Annotated in this window: 17 protein-coding genes; 7 read left to right on the top strand and 10 right to left on the bottom strand. The window is 38.8% G+C overall.

Annotation, left to right across the window (positions count from 1 at the left end; translation table 11 throughout):
* The first annotated feature begins 41 nt into the window (after positions 1-41).
* Positions 42-2,729, top strand: coding sequence for a CHASE domain-containing protein (locus tag I6F49_RS14575; RefSeq protein ID WP_197181133.1), 2,688 nt, complete (start codon positions 42-44; stop codon positions 2,727-2,729).
* 126 nt (positions 2,730-2,855) lie between these two features.
* Positions 2,856-3,857 carry an adenosine deaminase gene (gene add / locus I6F49_RS14570; RefSeq protein ID WP_197181132.1) on the top strand — a complete coding sequence of 334 codons (1,002 nt, stop codon included), beginning with the start codon at positions 2,856-2,858 and terminating at the stop codon, positions 3,855-3,857.
* Positions 3,858-3,917: 60 nt separating this feature from the next.
* On the opposite strand, the gene I6F49_RS14565 is transcribed toward add, so the two are convergent.
* From I6F49_RS14565 to I6F49_RS14550, 4 genes are all read right to left on the bottom strand, one after another.
* Positions 3,918-4,328 (bottom strand): CBS domain-containing protein, encoded by a 411-nt coding sequence (locus I6F49_RS14565; RefSeq protein WP_197181131.1) that lies wholly within the window; start codon positions 4,326-4,328, stop codon positions 3,918-3,920.
* A 168-nt stretch (positions 4,329-4,496) separates the two neighbouring features.
* Positions 4,497-5,210: an NAD(P)H-flavin reductase gene (gene fre, locus I6F49_RS14560; protein WP_197181130.1), complete on the bottom strand. Its 714-nt coding sequence runs from the start codon at positions 5,208-5,210 to the stop codon at positions 4,497-4,499.
* A gap of 109 nt (positions 5,211-5,319) precedes the next feature.
* Complete coding sequence (gene ubiD / locus I6F49_RS14555; RefSeq protein WP_197181129.1) at positions 5,320-6,786, bottom strand: 4-hydroxy-3-polyprenylbenzoate decarboxylase; 1,467 nt, start codon at positions 6,784-6,786, stop codon at positions 5,320-5,322.
* A gap of 189 nt (positions 6,787-6,975) precedes the next feature.
* Positions 6,976-7,257, bottom strand: coding sequence for an MliC family protein (locus I6F49_RS14550; protein ID WP_197181158.1), 282 nt, complete (start codon positions 7,255-7,257; stop codon positions 6,976-6,978).
* A gap of 144 nt (positions 7,258-7,401) precedes the next feature.
* Between I6F49_RS14550 and I6F49_RS14545 the strand changes: the two genes are divergently transcribed.
* Complete coding sequence (locus tag I6F49_RS14545) at positions 7,402-8,307, top strand: DUF808 domain-containing protein (protein WP_197181128.1); 906 nt, start codon at positions 7,402-7,404, stop codon at positions 8,305-8,307.
* 75 nt (positions 8,308-8,382) lie between these two features.
* On the opposite strand, the gene I6F49_RS14540 is transcribed toward I6F49_RS14545, so the two are convergent.
* The 3 genes from I6F49_RS14540 to I6F49_RS14530 all read right to left on the bottom strand — a co-directional run bounded on the left by I6F49_RS14540 (position 8,383) and on the right by I6F49_RS14530 (position 13,069).
* Positions 8,383-9,324 carry a tetratricopeptide repeat protein gene (locus I6F49_RS14540; RefSeq protein ID WP_197181127.1) on the bottom strand — a complete coding sequence of 314 codons (942 nt, stop codon included), beginning with the start codon at positions 9,322-9,324 and terminating at the stop codon, positions 8,383-8,385.
* An 86-nt stretch (positions 9,325-9,410) separates the two neighbouring features.
* Positions 9,411-10,811, bottom strand: coding sequence for a M20/M25/M40 family metallo-hydrolase (locus I6F49_RS14535; protein ID WP_197181126.1), 1,401 nt, complete (start codon positions 10,809-10,811; stop codon positions 9,411-9,413).
* Positions 10,812-10,990: 179 nt separating this feature from the next.
* The gene (locus tag I6F49_RS14530) at positions 10,991-13,069 is read right to left on the bottom strand and encodes a TonB-dependent siderophore receptor (protein WP_197181125.1); all 2,079 of its coding nucleotides are present in this window, start codon (positions 13,067-13,069) and stop codon (positions 10,991-10,993) included.
* Positions 13,070-13,260: 191 nt separating this feature from the next.
* Here I6F49_RS14530 and dbpA point away from each other — a divergent pair, with 191 nt between their 5' ends.
* Positions 13,261-14,649, top strand: a complete 1,389-nt coding sequence (dbpA, locus tag I6F49_RS14525) for an ATP-dependent RNA helicase DbpA (protein ID WP_197181124.1) — start codon at positions 13,261-13,263, stop codon at positions 14,647-14,649.
* 22 nt (positions 14,650-14,671) lie between these two features.
* Here the strand turns inward: dbpA and I6F49_RS14520 are convergent, their stop codons facing one another.
* Positions 14,672-15,244 carry a DNA-J related domain-containing protein gene (locus I6F49_RS14520; RefSeq protein ID WP_197181123.1) on the bottom strand — a complete coding sequence of 191 codons (573 nt, stop codon included), beginning with the start codon at positions 15,242-15,244 and terminating at the stop codon, positions 14,672-14,674.
* Between the two features lie 76 nt (positions 15,245-15,320).
* Between I6F49_RS14520 and I6F49_RS14515 the strand changes: the two genes are divergently transcribed.
* A complete protein-coding gene (locus I6F49_RS14515; RefSeq protein ID WP_197181122.1) occupies positions 15,321-18,155 on the top strand; it encodes an ATP-binding protein in 2,835 nt (944 codons plus the stop codon).
* A 247-nt stretch (positions 18,156-18,402) separates the two neighbouring features.
* On the opposite strand, the gene rho is transcribed toward I6F49_RS14515, so the two are convergent.
* Entirely contained in the window at positions 18,403-19,662 is a 1,260-nt protein-coding gene (rho, locus tag I6F49_RS14510) for a transcription termination factor Rho (RefSeq protein ID WP_197181121.1), read from the bottom strand.
* Between the two features lie 187 nt (positions 19,663-19,849).
* Positions 19,850-20,176, bottom strand: coding sequence for a thioredoxin TrxA (trxA, locus tag I6F49_RS14505; protein WP_002960942.1), 327 nt, complete (start codon positions 20,174-20,176; stop codon positions 19,850-19,852).
* 91 nt (positions 20,177-20,267) lie between these two features.
* Here trxA and rhlB point away from each other — a divergent pair, with 91 nt between their 5' ends.
* Both rhlB and gppA read left to right on the top strand, forming a co-directional pair.
* On the top strand, positions 20,268-21,545 hold the full coding sequence (gene rhlB / locus I6F49_RS14500; protein WP_024598841.1) for an ATP-dependent RNA helicase RhlB: 1,278 nt from the start codon (positions 20,268-20,270) through the stop codon (positions 21,543-21,545).
* A 43-nt stretch (positions 21,546-21,588) separates the two neighbouring features.
* Positions 21,589-23,082 carry a guanosine-5'-triphosphate,3'-diphosphate diphosphatase gene (gene gppA, locus I6F49_RS14495; protein WP_197181120.1) on the top strand — a complete coding sequence of 498 codons (1,494 nt, stop codon included), beginning with the start codon at positions 21,589-21,591 and terminating at the stop codon, positions 23,080-23,082.
* Positions 23,083-23,420 lie beyond the last annotated feature (338 nt).

Genomic DNA, 23,420 nt, shown 5'->3' with positions numbered 1-23,420 from the left:
CTATAGCTACTTAGCATTTTTGTAGTTCAGGAGCACAAGCTTTGAGAAAGTTTTTAATATTAACCCTTAGTTTGGCTTGTGCTTATTTTTTTACTGGGTATTTTAGTAACTCACTTCTTGCTGTTGATGGCTATGCGGTCGCCTCTTGGCCGCCCTCAGGAATTGCTTTAGCGAGCTTTTTAATTTGGGGACGTAAGTCATTTATTGGCCTTATTATTGGTGCTTTTTGTACTAACTTAATTCACCTTGATAACGCAGTCGATATTCTTCACTTTAATGTTTTTTTACAAGCTATTTGCGTTACTTTAGCCTCTGTTTTACAGGCTTGGGTTGGCCGTCAAATTATAGTAAATGTTATAAAAGCGCCGCTGGATTTATCTTCTTTAAAACACAGTGTTCAAAGCTTAATAGTCGCAGGGCCAATATGCTGCGTTATTGCAGCAGGTGTAGGAACTAGCTTATTAGTGTTAAATAATGTGATTCCTACGCATGCTATTTTTGATAGCTTTATAGCATGGTGGATTGGTGACAGTATCGGTGTACTTATATTTACTCCACTCATGCTCGCAGCCTTTAATTACACGCAAGTACGCCACCGTATGTTGGTAATTTTACCTTCACTATTAATTTATATACTGATCAGCGTTAGTTTTTATGGCGCTGCCAGTGTTAAAAAAGAAAAAGACATTCAAAAGCAAGAAGCCAAAATACTTACTGTGCAAAATGCTATAAGCCAAAAGCTCGACGGTATTACTGCTCACTTAGGATTACTAGCGGCATATTTTGCTAGTAGTGATGACGTTAATTTTAAAGAGTTTAAACAATTTACTTCAAAGCAGTTGGACTATAGCCAAGAAATTTTAGCATTTGAATGGATACCTTATGTACCAGCAAATAAGCTCGCAGATTTTGAAACACATGAAAATACAGCCACAGGAAAACCTTTATACATAAAAGAAAAATCACTTGATGGAGGTTGGCAACCTGCAGGTACTCGTAGTAATTACTTTCCTGTAAAATATGTATATCCCTTAAAAGATAATGAAGGTGTTTTAGGGTTTGATTTAGCTTCTAGTAAAGTAAGAGGTGCAGCGCTTAGCAAAGCGAAAGAGCTTAATGAACTTGCGCTAAGTGAGCCAATTAATTTAGTCCAAAATACAGCCGAACAGGGTGTACTCTTTTTATATCCAGTTTTTGGCGAGTTGTCTACTGAAGATGATTTTCAAGGTTTTGTAGCAGCGATTGTCAGCCCTAAACGCTTATCGCAAACACTATTATTTGATCACAACAACTCAATTTCAGCCAGTTTTTTTGATACAACGATACCAGGGAAAAAGCAGCCAATTTATATGGCTGACATAAATAATTCGCAAACGCTTTTTAAAGAGTATCAATTATTAATTGGCAAGCGCATGTGGCAGGTCGAGTTATACGAACCAATAGTTAGAACGTCTTGGCTAGTTTATTGGCTTGCACAAATAGTGGGTATGTTATTTGTGTGGTTACTGATTACATTTTTGATTTCGGTTACTGGTACAAATATACAAATTCGCGAACAAGTGGCTAAGCAAACACGTACTTTACGTAAAGAAAAACAAAAAGCAGATGAAGCGAGTCATATTAAGGGACAGTTTTTAGCGAATATGAGCCACGAAGTGCGTACCCCTATTAACGGCATAAAGGGGCTGCATTATTTAGCGCTACAGCAAAACGATTGGCAACAAGCCAGAAGCTACATAGAGCAAGCAGATGGTGCATTAGGTGTTTTACTGCGGGTATTAAACGATGTACTCGACTTTTCAAAAATGGAAGCAGGCAAGCTAGACTTAATGCAAGAGCCTATTAATGTAGCGAGTTTAGCGGATGAAATGCTTAATTTACTTCAGTTTGAAGCTGACATTAAATCAATAAAGTTAAGTCTCGATTTTGATAAAACATCAAATTTGGTCATTGATACCGATCCAATCCGCTTAAAACAAGTGCTGCTGAATCTGCTCAATAATGCGGTTAAATTTACAGGGGAAGGTGAGATCACTCTGAAAATTTGGCAGTCGAAAAAAATGACTTACTTTAGTATTAACGATACGGGTATTGGTATTAGTAGCGAAGCACAAAAACAATTGTTTAAACCGTTTGCGCAAGCCGATAGCTCAACCTCACGTCAATATGGTGGTACAGGCTTAGGGTTAAGTATTTGCAGAAAGCTGGTTGAGTTAATGGGTGGTGCAATTGATTTAGTCAGTTATGAAGGTAAAGGTTCTACATTTACATTTAGTTTGCCGCTTATATCGCCTTTACCAAAGGCAGAGCAAATTCAACAGCAATACGACGAAATAGATGTAAGTACCTTATCATTCGCAAACTATAAGTTACTTTTAGTCGAAGATAACCCACTTAACCAGCATGTTGCCAGTGCCATTTTAAAAACAAAAGGGTGTATTGCCGACATTGCTAATGATGGTTTTGAAGCCATAGAAAAGCTAACCGAAAATAGCTACGACATTGTTCTTATGGATATTCAGATGCCAAAAATGGATGGACTCCAAGCAACAAAAGTAATTAGAAATGATTTAGGGTTAATTGATTTACCCATAATTGGCTTGTCGGCGAATGCCCATGACGATGACGTTAAAAAGGCATTAGCCTGTGGAATGAATAGTTATATTACCAAACCTATTGATGCAAATACGCTTTTTAAAACGCTTTGGCATTATTTATCAAATAAATAAGTTACGTTATTTTTTGCACAAAAAGCAGACATATGACCGCTTAAACTTACCGCAAACCATATAGACTTGAAAAATAACTATATCTGCGTATCATGCGCGCAAATTTAACTAAACTGGGTTGCTATTATGATCAATAGAAAATTACCTTTGCTAGATATTCACCGTCATTTAGATGGTAATGTACGTGCGCAAACCATATTAGAACTTGGTCGTCAGTTTAATATAGAGTTACCTGCAGATAACGTTGAGGCACTCATTCCTCATGTTCAAGTTATTGACCCTGAGCCAAATCTTATGGCTTTTTTGCAAAAGTTAGATTGGGGTGTCACTGTACTTGGCGACTACGATGCGTGTAGGCGCATAGCGATTGAAAACATTGAAGATGCACAAGCGCAAGGTCTTGATTACGTAGAGCTTCGATTTAGCCCCTACTACATGGCACAAAGCCAAGGTTTACACCCAGAAGGCGTTGTAGAGGCGGTTGTTGATGGTATTAAATCAGCAACAAAGGGCGCAAATATAAAAGCCAACTTGATTGGTATTTTATCGCGTACTTATGGCGTAAAAACGTGCCAAAAAGAGCTTGATGCATTACTTGCGTTTAAAAATGATTTAGTGGCTGTTGATTTAGCCGGTGACGAAATTGGTTTCCCGGGTGAGTTATTTGTAGATCACTTTAAGCAAGTCCGAAATGCTTATTTAGCATCGACTATTCATGCTGGAGAGGCACTCGGTGCTCCAAGTATTTGGCAAGCAATTAATGAGTTAGGTGCAAGTCGAATAGGGCATGGCGTTAAAGCAATTGAAGATCCAAAACTAATGGATTACTTACGTGATAACCGTATTGGTATTGAGTCGTGCTTAACAAGTAATATTCAAACTAGCACAGTGAACGACCTAGCTAAGCACCCACTTAAACAGTTTTTAGATCACGGTATTTTAGCGTGTATTAATACTGATGACCCTGCGGTTGAAGGCATTGAAATTGAGCATGAGTATGCTGTTGCAGCACCTAAAGCTGGTTTAACACAAGCCGATATGGAAAAAGCGCAGACAAACGCGTTAGAAATAGCATTTTTAAGCGATGGCGATAAAAAAGAACTTTCAGCACTCGTTAGCGCACGTTAATTTAAGAACATTAAAAATGCCGCTTTATATAAGCGGCATTTTTGTATCTATAACTTAAGGTTAGTGTGTTTGGCAACTTATGTAATTATCGTAAAGTGCTTTAAGTACATCAGCTCGGCTGATCATGCCGATTACTTTAACGCCCTCTACAACAGGGTAGTTTTTTGGTTTTCCAGGCTGCATTTGCTGTGCAAGTTCAGTAATGTTGGTATCGCCGCTAACGGTCACTACCTCTGTTTGCATAAGCTGCGAAACTTTAACCATCCCATCACAAAAATAACTGCTTTGCGTAAGTGGTTTTAATAGTTCTTGCTCTGATATAAATCCGACTAGGCATTTATCTTTATCAAATACAGGTGCGCCAAGTAGTTTAAATTTTTGTAGTTCTGCTATGGCTGTCGTCATTTCTGTATCGGGTGTTATATTTGGCAACTTGCGTTGCATAAAATCTTTTACTTTTGTATTTAGCATTTGGGTCTCTCCCGCTGATGTTCTATACAAAGTATGGTTTATAGATAGGAATTTAGGAAATTGTTTATATTGATGAGATTGATAGGTTTTAACTATTAAGTATTTATTGTTATATAAAATAAAAGCACCGATTAGGTGCCTTTATTCATAACTGAAAGTAAATTTCAATTATTTGATGAATGCGAATGCATCTGCGTACATGTTTTCGCGTATTGCACCATGAGTAATAAAGTCATCACGGACGATACCTATCATGTCAAAACGACCCGCCATGTAAATATCGTACGGTTCAAGCGATACAATATCTTGCATTACTGCTTTGTGTACATAACCAGTATGACCTTGCCAATTAGCAGAAGGGTTTTCTACCACAGGAATAAACTCAAAGTTTTTGTGGCTATCGGCCCATGTTTGCATTTCGGTGTGTGCGTATAAAGCAGACTCTTCTTTTACGCCCCAGTAAAACAATACAGGGCGGTCGCATTTAATCTCAGCTAAGTGATCAGCCATTGATTTTGCGTATGAAAAACCAGTACCGCCGGCAAGTAAAATAATTGGTCGCTCACATTGTAAGCGCAACTGTGAAATACCCAGTCCGGCTTCAATGTCTACTAACTGCCCATTATTATGTGCACTTCGTAAATGTTCCAGCGATTGCATTGCATACGAATCGGCACCTGACGCGCCAATATGCAGTTCTATTTCATCACACTGTGAAGGGCGGCTAGCTATAGAAAAAGCACGTTTGTCTTTTTCGCCTAACACCAGTTGCATGTATTGGCCAGCTTCAAAGGTCACAGGTTGTTGTGGCTTTAAAATTACTTTATGAACAAATTCTGTAAGTGGGCTGATAGCTACAACTTCAGCTTTTAATGTTTGCATTTTTTACCTTTTAGCAGCGCTTTTAACAGCAGATACGCAATCGAATGAGTCGATTCTAGCATATCCGCAGGGTTATTTTATAGCCTGTTATGTACTTACATATAAGTACTTAAAGAATATTAAGGCTTTCCCAAATATCATCTACGCGGTCTTTGGTGTCTTTGTCCATAACAATAGGCTCGCCCCATTCACGGGTGGTTTCGCCAGGCCATTTATTGGTAGCATCCATTCCCATTTTTGAACCAAGGCCAGAAACTGGCGATGCAAAATCGAGATAATCAATAGGTGTGTTCTCTATTAATGTTGTATCGCGGGCGGGGTCCATTCGGGTTGTTATAGCCCAAATAACATCTTCCCAATCACGGGCATTAATATCGTCATCGCACACAATTACAAACTTAGTATACATAAACTGACGTAAGAACGACCAAACGCCCATCATCACGCGCTTAGCATGACCAGGATATTGTTTTTTCATTGTTACAATCGCCATACGGTACGAGCACCCTTCAGGCGGAAGGTAAAAATCGACAATTTCAGGAAACTGCTTTTGTAATATCGGCACAAACACTTCATTAAGTGCTACACCTAAAATAGCAGGCTCATCAGGCGGACGACCAGTAAATGTGCTGTGATAAATAGGGTCTTTACGATGCGTTAAGTGAGTCACGGTCATAACTGGAAAGTCGTCGACTTCATTATAGTAACCAGTATGATCGCCATAAGGGCCTTCTGGCGCCATTTCACCCGGCATAATGTAACCTTCAAGTACTATTTCTGCACTGGCAGGGACTTGTAGGTCATTGGAAATAGATTTAACAACTTCGGTTCTGCTACCACGTAATAAACCAGCAAATGCATATTCGCTTAATGTGTCGGGTACTGGTGTTACAGCGCCTAGTATTGTTGCAGGGTCAGCACCTAATGCAACAGAAACCGGATAAGGTTGCCCTGGGTTTTCTTTACACCATTCTTGAAAATCAAGCGCGCCACCACGGTGTGATAACCAGCGCATAATTATTTTATTTTTGCCTAATAGCTGTTGGCGATAAATACCTAAATTTTGGCGCTTTTTATAAGGTCCTTTAGTTACGGTAAGGCCCCAAGTAATTAATGGTGCAGCGTCACCCGGCCAGCAATGCTGAATAGGTAATTTAGTTAAGTCTACATCATCACCTTCTAAAATGACTTGTTGGCAAGGCGCTTTTTTAACTTCTTTTGCTGGCATATTAAGCACTTGCTTAAAAATAGGTATAGCGCCTAAAGCTTCTTTAATGCCCTTTGGTGGATCTGGCTCTTTTAAAAAAGCGAGTAGCTTACCTACTTCACGTAGTTCACTAACATCGGTTTGGCCCATGCCCATAGCTACGCGTTTTGGTGTACCAAATAAATTGGTAAGCACCGGCATATCGTAGCCTTTTGGATTTTCGAATAATAACGCGGGACCTTTAGCACGCAATGTGCGATCAGATATTTCGGTCATTTCAAGATACGGGTCGATTTCTTGGGTAATACGTTTAAGTTCGCCTTTTTTTTCAAGCAAATCGATAAAATCACGTAAATCTTTGTATTTCATTGGAGGCCGCTATTAAGCTAAAGAGTTGAAGTATTATACCCAGTTCATGCAAGGCAAGTCATTATTTGCACTCAAAACTTAGAGTACCCTTAATACAGTTACAATATATATGAGTTAATTAGTTTTTAACTTGGCTTAATACGCTTTATTACTTTATTTAGTTCAGCATTGAATTGAATATATTATTTTTTACTCTGTAACGCATTGGTGTTTTTTTCCTGCAATTATTAGCATTGCGTTGTTACCCTTCCCCCAAAATAAAACATCTTCATTTATATATTTATTACCGGATGCACTTCTTTCGCTATTAAGTAAATAAGTATGATTATTGAAAGTAAGCTCAGCATTGCTCTGATTAATAACATTGAGATTTACAGTGCTTTTGTCACATAAGTAGGTGGTACTTATTTGCGGGTCGTTACATGCCGTTAAGCTAAGTAAACCGGCCACTATAGACAAATATACTTTCATCATTCCTCCATTTACTTTTAAGCCACTGCTTTTAGATGACTTATCTATTTTGTTTATATGAGAATAACAAAGCAAAATTAACCGTTGGTGAAAATTACGCTTTACGTTATGTTTATAGCAATATTTTTTGAGCTGGGAAGCTTTATGGCTGGCACTAACCTTTTAACCTTATTAGACGATATAACTACTTTACTTGACGACATTGCGACTATGAGTAAGGTAGCAACAAAAAAAACGGCGGGTGTACTAGGTGACGATTTAGCACTTAACGCACAGCAAGTTACAGGTGTTGCCGCTGAGCGTGAATTACCTGTTGTTTGGGCTGTTGCAAAAGGCTCATTTTTAAATAAAGCGATATTGGTACCCGCCGCTTTATTAATAAGTGTATGGCTGCCTTGGCTAATAACACCTTTGTTAATGATGGGTGGCTTGTTTTTATGTTTTGAGGGAGCTGAAAAAGTATTTGCTAAGTTTTTACCTCACCACAATGAAGCGGTAGATGAGGATGAAAAATTAGATTTAGTTGAGTACGAAAAACAAAAAATAAAAGGCGCAATAAGAACCGACTTTATTCTTTCTGCCGAAATTATAGTTATTACTTTAGGCACAGTGGCAGGCGCTACATTGCTTAACCAGGCTTTAGTGCTCTGCGTTATTGCAATAATAATGACGATTGGCGTTTATGGCTTGGTTGCCGGTATTGTAAAATTGGATGATGCAGGGCTTTATTTACTTAACCAATCAAAAATATCTGCTAATAAATTTAAAGAATTACTAGGTAAAGGTTTGCTTGCCGCCGCACCTAGGCTAATGCAGTTTTTAGCGTTTGCTGGCACAATCGCGATGTTTTTAGTGGGTGGCGGTATTTTGGTCCATGGTGTTGCGTTGCTGCATCATATACAGTTGGATGTAACAAGCTATGCTCAGTCTGTTGCTGGCGGCACTGGTGAAGTATTAGCACCCCTTGTATTTGATGGTTTGCTAGGCGTTATTGCCGGCTTAGTTGTTGTGCTTATACATGTAGGTTATACAAAGTTATTTAAAAAATAATTAATAGCTGGCGTATTTATTACGCCAGCTTTATAAAAACCGACTTTTAGTCAATTGATAACTTACCTAATCGACTTACCCGCATTCAGCTATTTCACAAAGAGACTCCAGTTCAAATTGTGCTTTAGTATTTTTTTGCTCAATAGCCTTTTTATACCAATAAATTGCTTGTTGATGATTTTGCTCAGCGCCTTCACCATCACGATACATCTGCGCTAAATTTAATTGCCCCCACTGAGAACCCGCTTCGGCAGCTAATTTAAAGCTATCAAATGCTTCAACAAATAATCCATCTTTAAAATAAATAATGCCCTGTTGATTGTTTTTATCGAGCTTTAAGCCTTTATATAGTGGCTTAGGTTTAGGGGGAAACATCACAAATCCGCCATAAAGGCTGTTGGCATAAGGGCGCAGTACGTCGTAAATAACGTCGTCTTTATATAAGCGTTTTATTTCATTGCGGGGGAGAGTAATTGTTTTAGTTGAAAAATAGTCATTTTGTACTAATTGGCTAGTACGCATTGCCAGCGTAATACTGTTATTTCGTTTATAGCTGTAGTTACTTACTTGAAAGGTAGTAAATTGCGCGTCAAAACTTATTACTTGAGCAATTTTTAGGTTTGTAAGAGTCCAAGGTTCATGGGTAAATTTATCAGCTTGTACTAAATAGGTATCGTATAGTTTTGGTGCGCTTAAGTAATTTCGCTTTTGAGCTTCAGTATCAAGATGCTGTTGATAAAAGAAGGTGACTATCCATAGCAATAAAAAGGTGCCAATAAAGTACTTAGGGAAGCTAAGTTTTTCGGCTAATGGCAGTTGCTTAATTTTTACAGGTTCGCTTTTTCCGCATTGATAGCACTCGCGTTTGTAATTTAATTTTAAGACGAGTATAGGCAAAATACTAAATCGTAAATAGCGGCTTTTATTTACTAAATGGTAGGCGTCACTTTGGCAGTGTGGGCAGCGTATTGTTTGTGCAAAATGTGGAAATGATTCACTAGTATTGAAAAGTAACATAAAGCACGCTCCTTGTTTGATTACCTAAAGGTAAAACAAGGAGCGCATTAATCAAAGCTGCAAACTGTAAGTAAGTATGTCTGTTATTACTTATTTTGAGCTTTAGGCTTGATTGTTGTTTTAGCATCGGCAGCCATTAAAGCAAATACGGCGTATGCTGCAGTATTTTGACGAAGCTTAGCGGGTGTTACTTTATCAAGGGTATCGTCGGCTGTATGGTGGTAATCAAAATAATCAGTTCCATCTTGAGCAAGTTCAAAAATAGGTGCTGACGTTGCATTTTTAAGTGGAATTAGATCCGGGCCACCATTCGCTTGGTTTTTACCAATGTATTCAACATTTAATGGTGCAAGCTCTTTTGCTATAGCGCGAACCACAGGAAGTGACTCTGCGCTTACGTTCGATTCAAAAGCATATACAACATCGGCGCCAAAATCAGACTCAGCGGCTGCAACAATATTGTTTAGCTCATTTTTATGCTGTGCAAAGTACGCTTTTGCTCCCCAAAGGCCTAGCTCTTCGGCTGCAAAAAGTACCACACGAATACTGCGCTTAGGACGTTTTACATCGCTAATATGCTTAGCGGCTGCCATTGTTAGTGCAACACCTGCGCCGTCATCTAATGCGCCAGTTCCTAAATCCCAAGAATCTAAATGTCCGCCAATTAATACGTATTGCTCAGGATTTTCGGTACCGTTAAATTGACCAATAACGTTGTAGCCAGTACCTTCGCCAAGGCTTTCGGTTTGCACATTAATATTTACCGATACGTCTTTATTTAAAGCGACTAAGCGTGCGATTTGATCGGCATCTGGGTTAGCAATTGTTACGTTAGGTATTTTTTTAACACCTTCTTTATAATAACTACCACCAGTGTGCGCAAAACGATGATGACCGGTACTAACCGAACGCATCATGTAGGCAACAGCGCCTTTTTTTGACGCTTCTATAGCGCCAGTTCCGCGTGCTTTTACAGCCGGTCCGTAACCATTGCCGTCTATATCGCGGTTCATACGGTAATTAATATATGCAATTTTACCTTTTAAGCTGTTATCTGGTGCAGCAATTAGCTCATCAAGTGTTTCAAACAAGACTACTGGTGCTGTGATCCCATCTTTTGGCGTGCTTATGCTGTTACCCAGCGCCGTTAAGTGCAGTGGTTGCTCGCTTGGAGTCAGTATTTTTCCGCTTTCGCTATAACGGCGCCATTCAGGAAACGTTGCCTCTTCAAGCCATACTTTATCAAAGCCCAGTTCATTAAATTTGGCTTGAGCCCATGCCACGGCTTTTTTATCGTTTTCGGTTCCAGGAAGTCGTGGGCCAACTTCAGTTGTTAATGACTCTAGTAATTTATAGCTTAAATCACTATTTAGAGCAGAGGTGCGTACTTCGTCTACTTGTTGTAATTGTTTTTGGGTGAATTCGGCATTGTTAGCGTTTGCAGTCATACTGCTAGTAAGGAGTAGTGCGGTAATGATTTTTTTCATTTGGGTAAGCCTTTTTAATAATTAACACTATTAAAGCATGTAATAAACGCTATAAAAAATAGATGAGATGAATAGCCTTTGTAATAGTTTTATGCTGCTAGGTATAAACGTTTAGATATAAAAAAGCCCGCGTAAATTTACGCGGGCTATATTTTAAAGCTGTTATTGTAAGCGTTTAATCAAAAGCTAAATTGCGCAGCCAAACGAAGATTTGTGCCCTCGCCAACAGTTACGTTACCGTTACCGCCGCCACCTAAGTAATCAGTATCAAATAAGTTTTCAACGTTAAGGCGTAGGTTAATATCGGTATTACTTAAGTTAAACTTATAAGTGGCGCCTACATCAACACGAGTGTACGCATCTTTAGTAATTGTATTGTCGCTGTCGGCAAAGCGCTCGCCTTCATAAAAAGCACCAGCGTTAAAAGCAATCGCATCATTTAGCTCATAACGAGTCCACAGAGATGCTGACCATTTAGGGGCATCAACAGGACGTTTGCCTTGCAGATCCTCATTCGCTCTTTCATAGTTAGCATCTAAATACATTGCAGATGCCATTACAAATAAACGATCTGTTGCAGCGCCTTGTGCTGCAATTTCAAAGCCTTTGTGGCGTTGTTCACCAACCTGATTTGTCTCGGTTGTAACCGAGCCAATAGGAGTCTCAAGCTGTTCGCTAACAAGAGTACCTTCTTTACTAATATCAAAAATAGCACTCGTAAGCATTAGGCGGTCATCAAATAGCTGCCATTTAATGCCAATTTCTTTTTGCTCAGATGTAATAGCATCTATTTCCATACCGAAGTTGATATCTTTATCATTAGTGATGGTTTCATTTTGTGGCTCAAAACCTTCTGTATAACTGGCATAGATAGTGGCAGATGCATTTGGATGATAAAGTACGCCGAATTTAGGTAAGAAAGATTCGTTATTTTGGCCTTCTCGTGTTTGCTTATCAAAGCGAGCACCAACAGACACCTGCCATTGTTCAGAGAAAGTAATTAAGTCTTGCGCATATACACCATAGTAGTCGTATTCAGTTTCGCTTTTAGTCAGATCGCTCTTATAGCTGACATTTGGGCGAGTGGGTTCATTATCTCCAGCTGTGAAATCAAAAGAATCAGCATTCGTTTTTAATTGGCCGTAATAATAATCAAGCGAGTTAGCACCAATTAAAAATTGATGTTGTATGCCAGCCGTTTCAAACTCACCAATAAAATCAATAAATGCAGTTTTAAATTGCCAATCATCAAAGCGATCGTATGGGTTCGAGGTGTATGTATTAGTTTGTGTGATGTAAGAATTTCGACTAGGAGATGACTCAAAACGTTGACGTTCAAACGTTTGCTCGTTGTAACCAAGTTTTACTTGCCAGTTATCGGTTAAAAATACTTCTAAGTCTACACCTACGTTTTCTACGGTTATGTCGGTAAATGCCCACGACATATCACGAATAGTTTTGTCATCGCCAATAACATTCGCATTATCATCAATCCATGCACCCGTATCTAGGCCTGCTTTGTCGTCAGTGCGGTCATAATGTACACGTACCAATGCGTTGTCGCTAATATCGTAATCTACAACTAAAGCACCTAAAAAGCGGTCACGCTCGCGGTTTTCACCGTTTTGGTATTCACGCCAGTACTCAACATCTTGTTTAACTAAAATACCACGAGCACGTAAATCTTCAGATTCAGTCAAGGCACCTGCAGCATCAACCATAAAGCGAGTTGAACCATGCTGATCTACATCGGCACTGGCATTAAATAGTGTTTGTGCTGTAGGTTTTTTAGTAACCATGTTAACCAAGCCACCAGGGCCTGATTGACCATATAAAATACTTGATGGGCCTTTAATTACTTCAACTTGTTGTAAAATTTCGATAGGTTGTTGGTAGTGCGACCAATGCTGGTGTCCGTCACGTAAATAACCAGTTGATGAGCTCAGCTCAAAGCCGCGTAAGTTAAATACTTCACGATTTCGTTGCTGTGAGCCTGCCGTTAAGCTGGCATCATTTGTTAGTACTTCGCCAAGGGTAGTGGCAAGTTGCTCACTAATAATAGTGTCAGTTATTACGGTCACAGATTGCGCGGTTTCAAGTAATGAAGCTGACGTTCTCAGTGCGCCATTGGCGTTATCTACTTTGTAATCGTTAAAGTAGCTACCTTTTACTTCTATACGTTCAAGGTCGGTAGAGTTTGCATATGCGTTTGTTGTAATGCTTGCCAATAGTGCTATGTAAAGAGAATTCAGTTTCATTGATTGCTTCCAGCGCAGTTATGTAAAAAACAATCGAGATCCTAATGCAAATCACTATCATTTTCAACACCTTTCATTAACATGCTTTATAATGTGTTTGTTAATGGTTGCCAATTGCGAATTCTGCTATTATTAGCAGCATATTTAGTGGGGCTTTCTCCCATGTTATTTTTATTGCTATGGAACTTACTGTGACTTCAACTGCTTTTTCATCTTTGGCTTTACCAGCTGGACTCGTTGATAATTTATCAACACTTGGCTATGCCCACATGACACCTGTACAAGCGCAAAGTTTACCGCCTGTACTTGCTGGTAAAGACATCATTGCTCAGGCAAAAACCGGTTCAGGTAAAACTGCTGCGTTTAGTTTGGGCGTACTCGCTAAATTAAACGTAAAACGCTTTCGTATTCAGTCGTTAGTTTTATGCCCAACCCGAGAGCTTGCTGAGCAGGTTGCGGTTGAAATGCGCAAATTAGCGCGCGGTATCCACAATATTAAAATATTAACGTTATGTGGCGGTGTATCAATTGGTCCTCAAATTGGCTCACTTGAACATGGCGCACATATTATTGTTGGCACGCCCGGGCGTGTTGATGACCATATTCGTAAAGGTACTTTACGTTTAGATGACGTTGAAACATTAGTGCTTGATGAAGCCGATCAAATGCTTGATATGGGTTTTCAAGACACACTTGATGCAATTATTGAGCGTATTCCACAGAATCGTCAAACATTGTTATTTAGTGCAACATTCCCAAGAGCGATTGAAGCAATTGCCAAGCGTGTACTTAAAAATCCAGAAATGGTTAAAGTAGAAGAAGAGCAAGCCAAAAGCACAATTAAGCAATACTTCTACAAAATGGATAACAATAAGCAGCGCTACCCAACGCTTAAATTATTACTACTTAAGTTTACGCCACAAAGCTGTGTTGTATTTTGTAATACTAAAGTAGAAACACAACAAGTGTGTGACGATTTAGCTGATGAAGGCTTTAGTGCCGTTTCGCTACATGGTGATTTAGAACAACGTGATCGTGAGCGTACGCTAATCCATTTTTCAAATAAAAGTGCTTCAATACTTGTTGCAACCGATGTTGCAGCACGTGGTTTAGATATTGATGACATGGATATGGTTATTAACTACCATTTAGCGCATGACACGCAAACACATGTGCATCGTGTTGGCCGAACTGGACGTGCTGGTAAAAAGGGCATTGCATGTTCTATTTACGGTGAAGCAGAAGCATTTAAAATTGCTCAAATAGGGGAGCATTACGAGCGCGATATTACGCCAGAGCAAATGCCGTCGTTTAATTTATTAGATAAACCGCCGTACCGCCCTGAAATGGTTACTTTGATGATTGATTCAGGTAAAAAACAAAAAGTGCGCGCTGGTGATATTTTAGGTGCTTTAACGGGTAAAGATGGGGTTGCAGGTCGTCAGGTAGGTAAAATTAATGTACTTGATAACGTAGCGTTTGTTGCTGTTGAGCGTAACTCATTAAAACCTGCGCTCCGTAAATTAACCGAAGGTAATATTAAAGGGCGTAAGATACGCGCACGTCGTCTTACTCGTTAATTTAAAAGGCTAAATTAACAAATTAGCGAGCAGCTACCTTTAGCTGCTCGTATTGTAATTTTATTTTATTAAACTTCACTTCACATCCATTTGGTTTATCTGGGTGCATTTTTAATGCTAACTGTCGCCAGCGTTTTTGAAGGTTTTTAAGCGTAAAATTTTCAGGTAACTTCCATTCTAAAGCCAACGCTTTAAATTCACTTTCGTTTAAAGTCTGTTGTGGTGACGTCGTTTTAAATTGACGCCAAAAGCTATTTAAAAGCGTATCAATCTGCTCTTCACTGGTATCGTAATTATGCCAATCTAAATAATAATCTCGCAAATTTTCACTTGTTGTTACTAAACTATTAGCTCCTTTTTCTAAAAGCTCGATATGCAGAGTTGAAATGAGTAAACTCTGAGGACGCAATTGTGCCTGAAGTTGGTACAATGCATTCATAATTAAAAAGTTACGTTTAAATAAATCACGTTCAGGGCTTTTATCGAGAGTTGTAATTGCGCTGCGGTTTGTCAGTTCTGCTGCTAAAGTATGAACTTGCCAAACCTGCTTTGTTAATATTAGCTCAAAAATCTCATCAATCAGTGGGTTAAGCATTGTTTAGGCCCTAGTAGTTGGTGTATCTTCAATAAAGATTACACTGATATAAGTAACGGTTTGAAGGATTAAAATTATGCTGGGCAAGTTTAAATGCCTCTTATTTACTATATGCTGTGTATTAATAGCTCCTAGCTATGCCCAAGATACTGATTCGCTATTTGAGCAATTCAAAAACGAAGTGCAGTGGGAGCCTAAATTACAATTAGCAAACACGCTACTCACTAATAAAAACATCTCTAAAAAAGAGCGTGTCGCTGTTTATTCAGCATTGGGTAATAGTGCGTTATCGGCTGATAATTTTAAAGAATCTTTACACTATTTTAAATTACTAGAACAACATACCTCAGATACTTTCTTTCCTGATGAGCACTTCCGTGCAATAAAAATGCAAGGTGTGGCACTTTTTTATCAAGGCTTATTTCAAAAGGCTATTACTGAATATACCCGCACCCTAGTATTAGCTGAAAAAAATGAACAATTACTTGAACAAGCAAATTTACTAAATAATATTGGCTTGGCTTATTTTAATATGAATAAGCTAGGCGATACCCTAGAGTTTTATTTAAAAGCAAAAGCTATTTACGAAGCGCACGGTAGTGAGCAAGATCAAACCGATATATTGCTTAATATAGCAGGTGTTTATATACGTTTATCACGCTACGATAGTGCGTTTAGCCTTTATCAAGATGTGCTTAAGGTTTATAAGCGATTAGATGATAAAAGCGGTATTGCGCAGGTATATAATAATATGGGTGTTGCTCATATGGAGAGTAACCAATTTGATTTAGCACTACATTATTATCAGTTAGCGCTGCGTTATTATATTTCAGCCAATGATTATAATAAGTTATCTACACAATATACTAATTTGGCAAATACTAATTTAGTATTGAAAAAAGTTGATGAGGCATACGAGCAAGCTAAATTAGGTGAGCACTATGCGCTTAAAATAGATAACCATAATTTAGAGCTCAATGCGCTACACGCGCTAGCTAAAATTCAGTTTGTTAAGGGAGATTTAGAAGAGGCTCAAATAAATTTAGATAGAGCTATTTTACTTGCTCATGAATATGGCAGTGAGCGAATAATTAGGGAGAGCTTAGGCGCTAAAGCACTTCTTGAGGCTAGTAAAGGTGATTATTCAAGCGCTATGGCTCTGCAGCAAAAGTATATTAGTGAGCAACGAAAACTTAGAAGTACGGCAATTATCAATGCATTAGCAGTTCTTCAAAACCAATTTAAAGCAACGCAATTAAACCAAGAAATAGAAAAACTTAAACAAGATCGCCGTGTGCAAAAGCTAAAAATGTCGCAGCGTTCCCAGCTTACTCTATTCTCTTTTTTACTGTTACTTTTAGTTGTTGTAACAGGTATTGCGCTTTATCGTCGTGGTGCAGAAAAACGTGCAAAGCAGCTGTTAACAGAACAAGTTACGCAGCGCACAGCCGAGTTACAGGCGATTGCACAAGAGCTCAGAGAAGCCAACGATGTTAAAAGTCAGTTTTTAGCTAATATTAGCCACGAAATTCGCACCCCTCTCACAGCTATATTAGGGCAAACAGATGCTTTAATTAATGGGTTATATGAGCCAGAATCACTTAAAGATGAGTTAAGAGTAATTCAGCGCCATAGCGATCATTTAAAAAGCTTAATAAACGACGTACTCGATTTAAGTAAAATTGAAGCCAATAGATTAGAGTTAAATATTTCATGCTTTGATATTGTAGAGCTTGTAAATGATGTGCACGCAATGTTTATCACCCAAGCAAAAGCAAAAAATCTACACCTTATTTTAGACAATCAAGTGGGTAATGAATTTTACACTAAGCTCGACTTGATTCGCGTAAAGCAGATTCTGATAAATTTATGTGCAAATGCTATTAAGTTCACTCATTCTGGGCAGGTTATCATTGCTTTAAATAAGAGTGAGCAGGGGCTAGTTATTATTGTAAAAGATACCGGTATAGGTATGAGCTCTAAACAGTTAAAGCTTATTTTTGAATGTTTCAGTCAAGCAGATAACAGTATTAGCCGCCGTTTTGGTGGTACGGGCTTAGGCCTTAGCTTATCGCAACAATTGGCCTCTATGATGGGCGGTTATATAAGCGTACAAAGCGAATATAAAAAAGGCAGTCAATTCTCGTTTTTCTTACCCTGTGCAGAAGTAAATAAATCGCAAAGCATGATTGAAAATCAAAGTGCTCCTAAGGCAAATAAGCAATTGGCTGGTCGGGTTGTACTTGCAGAGGATCATCCTGACAATCGTAGGTTAATAAGCCGCTACTTACGCTCAATGGGGCTGGAGGTTATTGCTGTAGAGAATGGTGAGCAAGCGGTAGAGAAGTGCTTACAAGAGTATCCGGATTTAGTTTTACTCGATATTCAAATGCCCGTGATGGATGGGCGTTCTGCTTTTACACTATTAAAGAAATGTGGTTTTGAACGGCCTATTTTTGCTTTAACCGCAAATGCTATGAGCCATGAAGTAGATAGTTATTTAGAGCTTGGATTTACTGGTTACTTAGGTAAACCGATCGACAAAGAGTCATTTTATAAAGCGCTTTCTAATCATCTCACTAGCGCAGAAAATCAGCCAATTACAAAACATACTGAAATTGATATAAGCGATTTGGTGATTAGCTTTAAGCAAAGCTTTGCTTTAGAGAGTGAAACAATTACTCAGCACTTTATAAGCGAGGATTTAGATGCGCTACAAAAAGATAGTCACCGCATATTAGGAGCAGCGCAAATGTTTGGCTTAGATGAAATTGCGCAATCAGCAAAAAGTTTAGATAGAGCACTTATACGTAGAACCCAAAAGAGTAGTAGGGATGACTTTAAAACGTTAGTTACTTCGCTGCAGAGCGTACTAAAAAAGTATAATGNACTTCGCTGCAGAGCGTACTAAAAAAGTATAATGATACCAATTCCAATAAATAGCTGATCTATTTTACTTGCTAAAACAACCCATTTCTTTGTTGTAAATTTCGCAAAGGGAACAACCATTTACATCAATTTACGCCTAGAACTGAATTATTTTTTCGGCGTAAAATTTAGATCACATACTTAATGGAATTGGTATGAAAGCTAAACTGTATTTAATCCAGACACAAAAAAAGCGCCTAAGGCGCTTTTTTTATTCAATTAAAACGCGTTTATTGGCGTCTCATCGAATCAAAAAATTCGTTATTGGTTTTGCTCATCGATAGTTTATCGATTAAGAATTCCATAGCATCAATTTCTGACATGTCATGAACAATTTTACGTAAAATCCAAAGCTTTTGAAGCTCATCTGGTTTTGTTAGTAATTCTTCACGACGAGTACCTGAGCGGTTAAAGTCGATAGCTGGGAATACACGTCTTTCCGCAATTTTACGGTTAAGGTGTAATTCCATATTACCAGTACCTTTAAACTCTTCGTAGATAACTTCATCCATTTTAGAGCCCGTATCGATAAGCGCTGTAGCTATGATTGTTAAGCTACCACCTTCCTCAACATTACGTGCAGCACCAAAGAAGCGCTTAGGTTTGTGTAATGCATTAGCGTCTACACCACCAGTAAGTACTTTACCTGATGAAGGAATAACGGTGTTATAAGCACGTGCTAAACGAGTGATTGAATCCAATAAGATAACAACATCTTTTTTGTGTTCAACTAAGCGTTTTGCTTTTTCAATAACCATTTCGGCAACTTGTACGTGGCGAGAAGCTGGTTCATCGAACGTTGATGCAATAACCTCACCTTTAACTAGGCGCTGCATCTCTGTTACTTCTTCCGGACGCTCATCAATCAGTAATACCATTAATGTTGCATCTGGATGGTTATGCGTAATTGATTGCGCAATATTTTGAAGTAGCATTGTTTTACCCGCTTTTGGCGGCGCTACTAACAAACCACGTTGGCCGCGGCCAATAGGAGATGCTAAATCAAGTACACGGGCTGTAATATCTTCTTTACTGCCGTTACCACGTTCCATGCGAAAACGTTCGTTAGCGTGTAACGGCGTCAAGTTTTCGAAAAGAATTTTAGTACGAGAGTTTTCAGGTTTATCAAAGTTAACTTCATTTACTTTAAGTAAAGCAAAGTAACGTTCGCCATCTTTCGGTGGACGAATAAGTCCTGAAATTGAATCGCCAGTACGCATGCTGAAACGGCGAATTTGGCTAGGTGAAACATAAATGTCATCTGGGCCAGCTAAGTAAGAGGCTTCCGATGATCTTAAAAAGCCGAAACCATCTTGTAAAATCTCTAATACACCGCCGCCGAAGATATTTTCTCCGCCTTTGGCATGGGATTTAAGAATGGCAAAAATGATATCTTGCTTTCTTAAGCGGGCTACGTTTTCGAGCCCCATGGACTCAGCTAAGTCTACAAGTTCTTTAATGGACTTGTCTTTTAATTCGCGTAAATGCATATTGGTGGGTTCTTTATTACAGTTGTCATACTCAAAATCGCTTTGATCGTTGAGTGAGGTTTGTTGAATATAACTAAGGATTAGTTGGCTTTATAAACTAGCAGTTCACTGGCAAAGCGTCCAGTCTTTATACAAAATAAATTTAAAAAAAGGGCAAAAAGCCCTTTTTTATTGTTCTAGCTTACAGTTAGATGTTGTTTTCTAAAAACTCGATAAGTTGAGTTTTTGAAAGAGCACCTACTTTCGTTGCAGCTACTTGGCCATCTTTGAAAAGAAGTAAAGTAGGGATACCACGAATACCAAATTTTGGCGGTGTGCCAGCATTTTGGTCAATGTTTAATTTAGCAACAGTCACACGGCTGTCGTATTCATCAGCAACTTCGTGAAGAATAGGGGCGATCATTTTACAAGGTCCACACCATTCAGCCCAGAAATCTACTAGTACTGGTTTGTCTGATTGTAATACGTCAGCTTCAAAGCTATCGTCAGTAATTTGGATTATTTTCTCGCTCATTGCGCTCTCCGATTTAGTTAGGCGAAATATTTAGTGCGTATTTAAACACTCTTGTTTCTTATTGCAAGTTTAAACGTTATGCTTAAACGCTATGACTAAGACACATTTAACCGATAAAAAGTTTTCAGACTTTGCTATCGCACCGGAAGTGGTTGCCGGTTTAACCGAGAATGGGTTTGAATATTGCACACCTATTCAAGCAAAATGCCTACCTTTTATTTGTGATGGACGCGATATCGCGGGCCAAGCTCAAACTGGTACAGGCAAAACGTTGGCGTTTTTAACTGCCACGTGCCATCGGTTATTACAATCTAGCAAAGCACCTAGTAAACATCCAAGAGCCCTGATCATGGCCCCTACTCGGGAGCTTGCGATTCAGATACACAAAGATGCTAAAATTTTAGCGCCGCACTGTAATCTTAACTTAGGTTTAGTATATGGTGGCGAAGATTACGAAAAACAACGTGCACAACTAGAAAAAGGCGTTGATATTTTAATTGGTACTACAGGTCGCCTAATAGATCTGTATAAGCAAGGCTGTTACACCCTTAATGAAATTGAGGTAGTCGTGCTTGACGAAGCTGATCGTATGTTCGATTTAGGTTTCATCAAAGATATTCGCTATATGTTCGATCGTATGCCAGATACATCAAAGCGTTTAAACTTATTATTTTCTGCCACATTATCGTATCGCGTACAAGAGTTAGCGTTTGAACACATGACAAACCCAGAGCATGTTCAAATTGAACCTGACGTTAAAACGGGTAAACGTATTCAAGAAGAGCTATTTCATCCTTCGCAAGAAGATAAAATTAAGCTGTTGTTAACCTTAATTGAAGAAGAATGGCCAGAGAAAGCAATCGTGTTTGCAAATACCAAGCACAGTTGTGAAACAGTTTATGCTTGGCTTAAGTCAGACGGTCATCGTGTTGGTATGCTTACTGGTGATGTTAACCAGAAAAAACGCCAAACTATATTAGCGCAGTTTAGCAAAGGCGACTTAGACTTTTTAGTTGCAACCGATGTTGCAGCACGTGGTCTTCACATCCCTGAAGTAAGTCATGTATTTAACTTTGACCTACCTGACGATTGCGAAGATTATGTTCACCGTATTGGTCGTACTGGCCGTGCTGGTGCATCAGGCCACGCAATTAGTTTTGCATGTGAGCAATATGCATATAACCTGCATGAAATTGAAGAATATATAGAGCACAGCATTCCTTTATCGCATTATGATAAAACAGCATTGCTAGATGATTTAACTCAGCCTATTATTCAAAGAAAGCGCAACTATTCAAATGGTCCACGTAATCGCAGTAATAACAGCGGACGTCGCCCAAATAATAGTTACCAAAAAGGACGGTCGTAAGCGACCGTTTGTATAAGTAGTAGTAACTAGAGGTTTTTGAACGGTGGGGCAACTTAAACCGCAAAAAAATGTATACGCAGTTATTGATTTAGGCTCAAATAGCTTTCATATGCTTATAGCCAAATCAATTGCTGGCGGTCTACAAACAATTGGACGTGTTAAACGCAAAGTCCGATTAGCCGCAGGGCTCGATAAAGATAACGTATTGAGCACTGAAGCAATGCAGCGAGGCTGGGAATGCCTTGCCCTTTTTGCTGAGCGTCTACAAGATATCCCAGATAAAAACATCACCATAGTAGCAACCGCTACCTTACGATTGGCAACTAACGCCGAAGTATTCAAAAATCATGCAGAAAAGATTCTTGGCCATAACATTAATGTTATTAGCGGAGAATTAGAAGCGCGCACAATTTATAAAGGTGTTGCTCATACTTCATCTTGTACTGGCAAACAGCTTGTTATTGACATTGGTGGTGCAAGTACCGAAGTTGTAATTGGTAAAGCATTTGATGCCTTACATTACAAAAGCCTCAATATGGGGTGTGTTACCTATCTTGAGCGCTACTTTAAAGATTGCCAATTAAGTCAGCGTAACTTTAACGCAGCCATAAAGGCAGCGCGCCTAGTTATTGATGAAATTTCTCCTGAATATAAAACTGCTGGGTGGCAAATTGCATCAGGCGCTTCTGGTACAGTACAAGCAATTCAAGAAATTATGGTCGCTCAAAATCTTGACGACTTACTCACACTTGAAAAGCTAAACACTATAAAAGAGCAAGCAATTGCATTTAGCACTATTGCAGCGCTAGACCTTCCTGGATTAAGTGAAGACCGTCGATTGGTATTTGTATCAGGACTCGCAATCTTAATTGCACTATTTGAATCTCTTGAAATAGAAAAAATGGGATTGGCGGGTGGAGCACTGCGTGAAGGTGTTTTGTATAGCATGGTTCCGGAGTTTCATAATAATGACATTCGTAAACGCACGGTTGATGGGTTTATGAGTCGTTATCACGTTGATCAAAAACAAGCGTGTCGAGTTTCGAGCTTGGCTATGCAGTTAGCGGTAAATATTGATAAAGATTGGCCAATTGAAAGTTTAAATGGGTTACCACTATTAAAAGCGGTAGCGCAGCTTCATGAGGTTGGATTACTAATAGAATATAAGCAGTACCATAAACACACCGCATATATTTTGGAAAATACCGATATGCCTGGTTTTTCACAGTCAGAGCACAAATTAATAGTAGCGGTAGCAGATGCGCATCGTTCAGATTTTCCAAAAGGCTGTTTTAATTCACTCGGCGTAAATAGTTTATTAGCGCAATATATAGTGAGATTACTACGAATAGCAGTCATCTTATCAATGCGCAGGCAAGATGATGTACTGCCTAAGTTTGAGTTAACTGCTAAAAATGAAGTGTTAGACCTTAAGTTTGAAAGTAACTGGTTAAAAGATCATCCATTAATGGCCAGCGAGCTACAACAAGAGTCTAAACAGCAAGGTAAACTTGGGTGGAAGCTCATAGTAAACTAATTAAAAAGGCCCATTAGGGCCTTTTTAGTGTTTAAAGTAACCATTTCGATGTAAATATGTGCGAACAGTACTTTATTTCAAGTTTTCTTCAAAAAAGGGTTGATCTGTTTTCGGATCTCCCTATAATGCGACCCCACTGAGACGGGAAACGCCAACGCATAGCGAGGCACGCACTACCTCAGAGAGTTAAATAAAACTTCGGTTTTGAATCTTCTAAAAAGAAAGTTTAAAACTAAGTGTTGACTCGAAAAATAAAGGGTGTATTATTCGCATCCCTTGAGACGCTAAAGCGAATCAAAACGTTCTTTAACAATATAAAGCAATCATCTGTGTGGGCA

The sequence above is a fragment of the Pseudoalteromonas sp. SWN166 genome (genome assembly GCF_015864485.1).
Classification (GTDB): Bacteria; Pseudomonadota; Gammaproteobacteria; order Enterobacterales; family Alteromonadaceae; genus Pseudoalteromonas.
The sequence above is the reverse complement of the archived record's forward strand: the minus strand, read 5'-3'. Positions and strand labels throughout refer to the sequence as shown.

Coding starts and splice junctions, on each gene's coding strand:
- add (WP_197181132.1), top strand. CDS start 2,856: ATGATCAATAGAAAATTACCTTTGCTAGATATTCACCGTCATTTAGAT.
- I6F49_RS14565 (WP_197181131.1), bottom strand. CDS start 4,328: ATGCTAAATACAAAAGTAAAAGATTTTATGCAACGCAAGTTGCCAAAT.
- fre (WP_197181130.1), bottom strand. CDS start 5,210: ATGCAAACATTAAAAGCTGAAGTTGTAGCTATCAGCCCACTTACAGAA.
- ubiD (WP_197181129.1), bottom strand. CDS start 6,786: ATGAAATACAAAGATTTACGTGATTTTATCGATTTGCTTGAAAAAAAA.
- I6F49_RS14550 (WP_197181158.1), bottom strand. CDS start 7,257: ATGAAAGTATATTTGTCTATAGTGGCCGGTTTACTTAGCTTAACGGCA.
- I6F49_RS14545 (WP_197181128.1), top strand. CDS start 7,402: ATGGCTGGCACTAACCTTTTAACCTTATTAGACGATATAACTACTTTA.
- I6F49_RS14540 (WP_197181127.1), bottom strand. CDS start 9,324: ATGTTACTTTTCAATACTAGTGAATCATTTCCACATTTTGCACAAACA.
- I6F49_RS14535 (WP_197181126.1), bottom strand. CDS start 10,811: ATGAAAAAAATCATTACCGCACTACTCCTTACTAGCAGTATGACTGCA.
- I6F49_RS14530 (WP_197181125.1), bottom strand. CDS start 13,069: ATGAAACTGAATTCTCTTTACATAGCACTATTGGCAAGCATTACAACA.
- I6F49_RS14520 (WP_197181123.1), bottom strand. CDS start 15,244: ATGCTTAACCCACTGATTGATGAGATTTTTGAGCTAATATTAACAAAG.
- rho (WP_197181121.1), bottom strand. CDS start 19,662: ATGCATTTACGCGAATTAAAAGACAAGTCCATTAAAGAACTTGTAGAC.
- trxA (WP_002960942.1), bottom strand. CDS start 20,176: ATGAGCGAGAAAATAATCCAAATTACTGACGATAGCTTTGAAGCTGAC.
- rhlB (WP_024598841.1), top strand. CDS start 20,268: ATGACTAAGACACATTTAACCGATAAAAAGTTTTCAGACTTTGCTATC.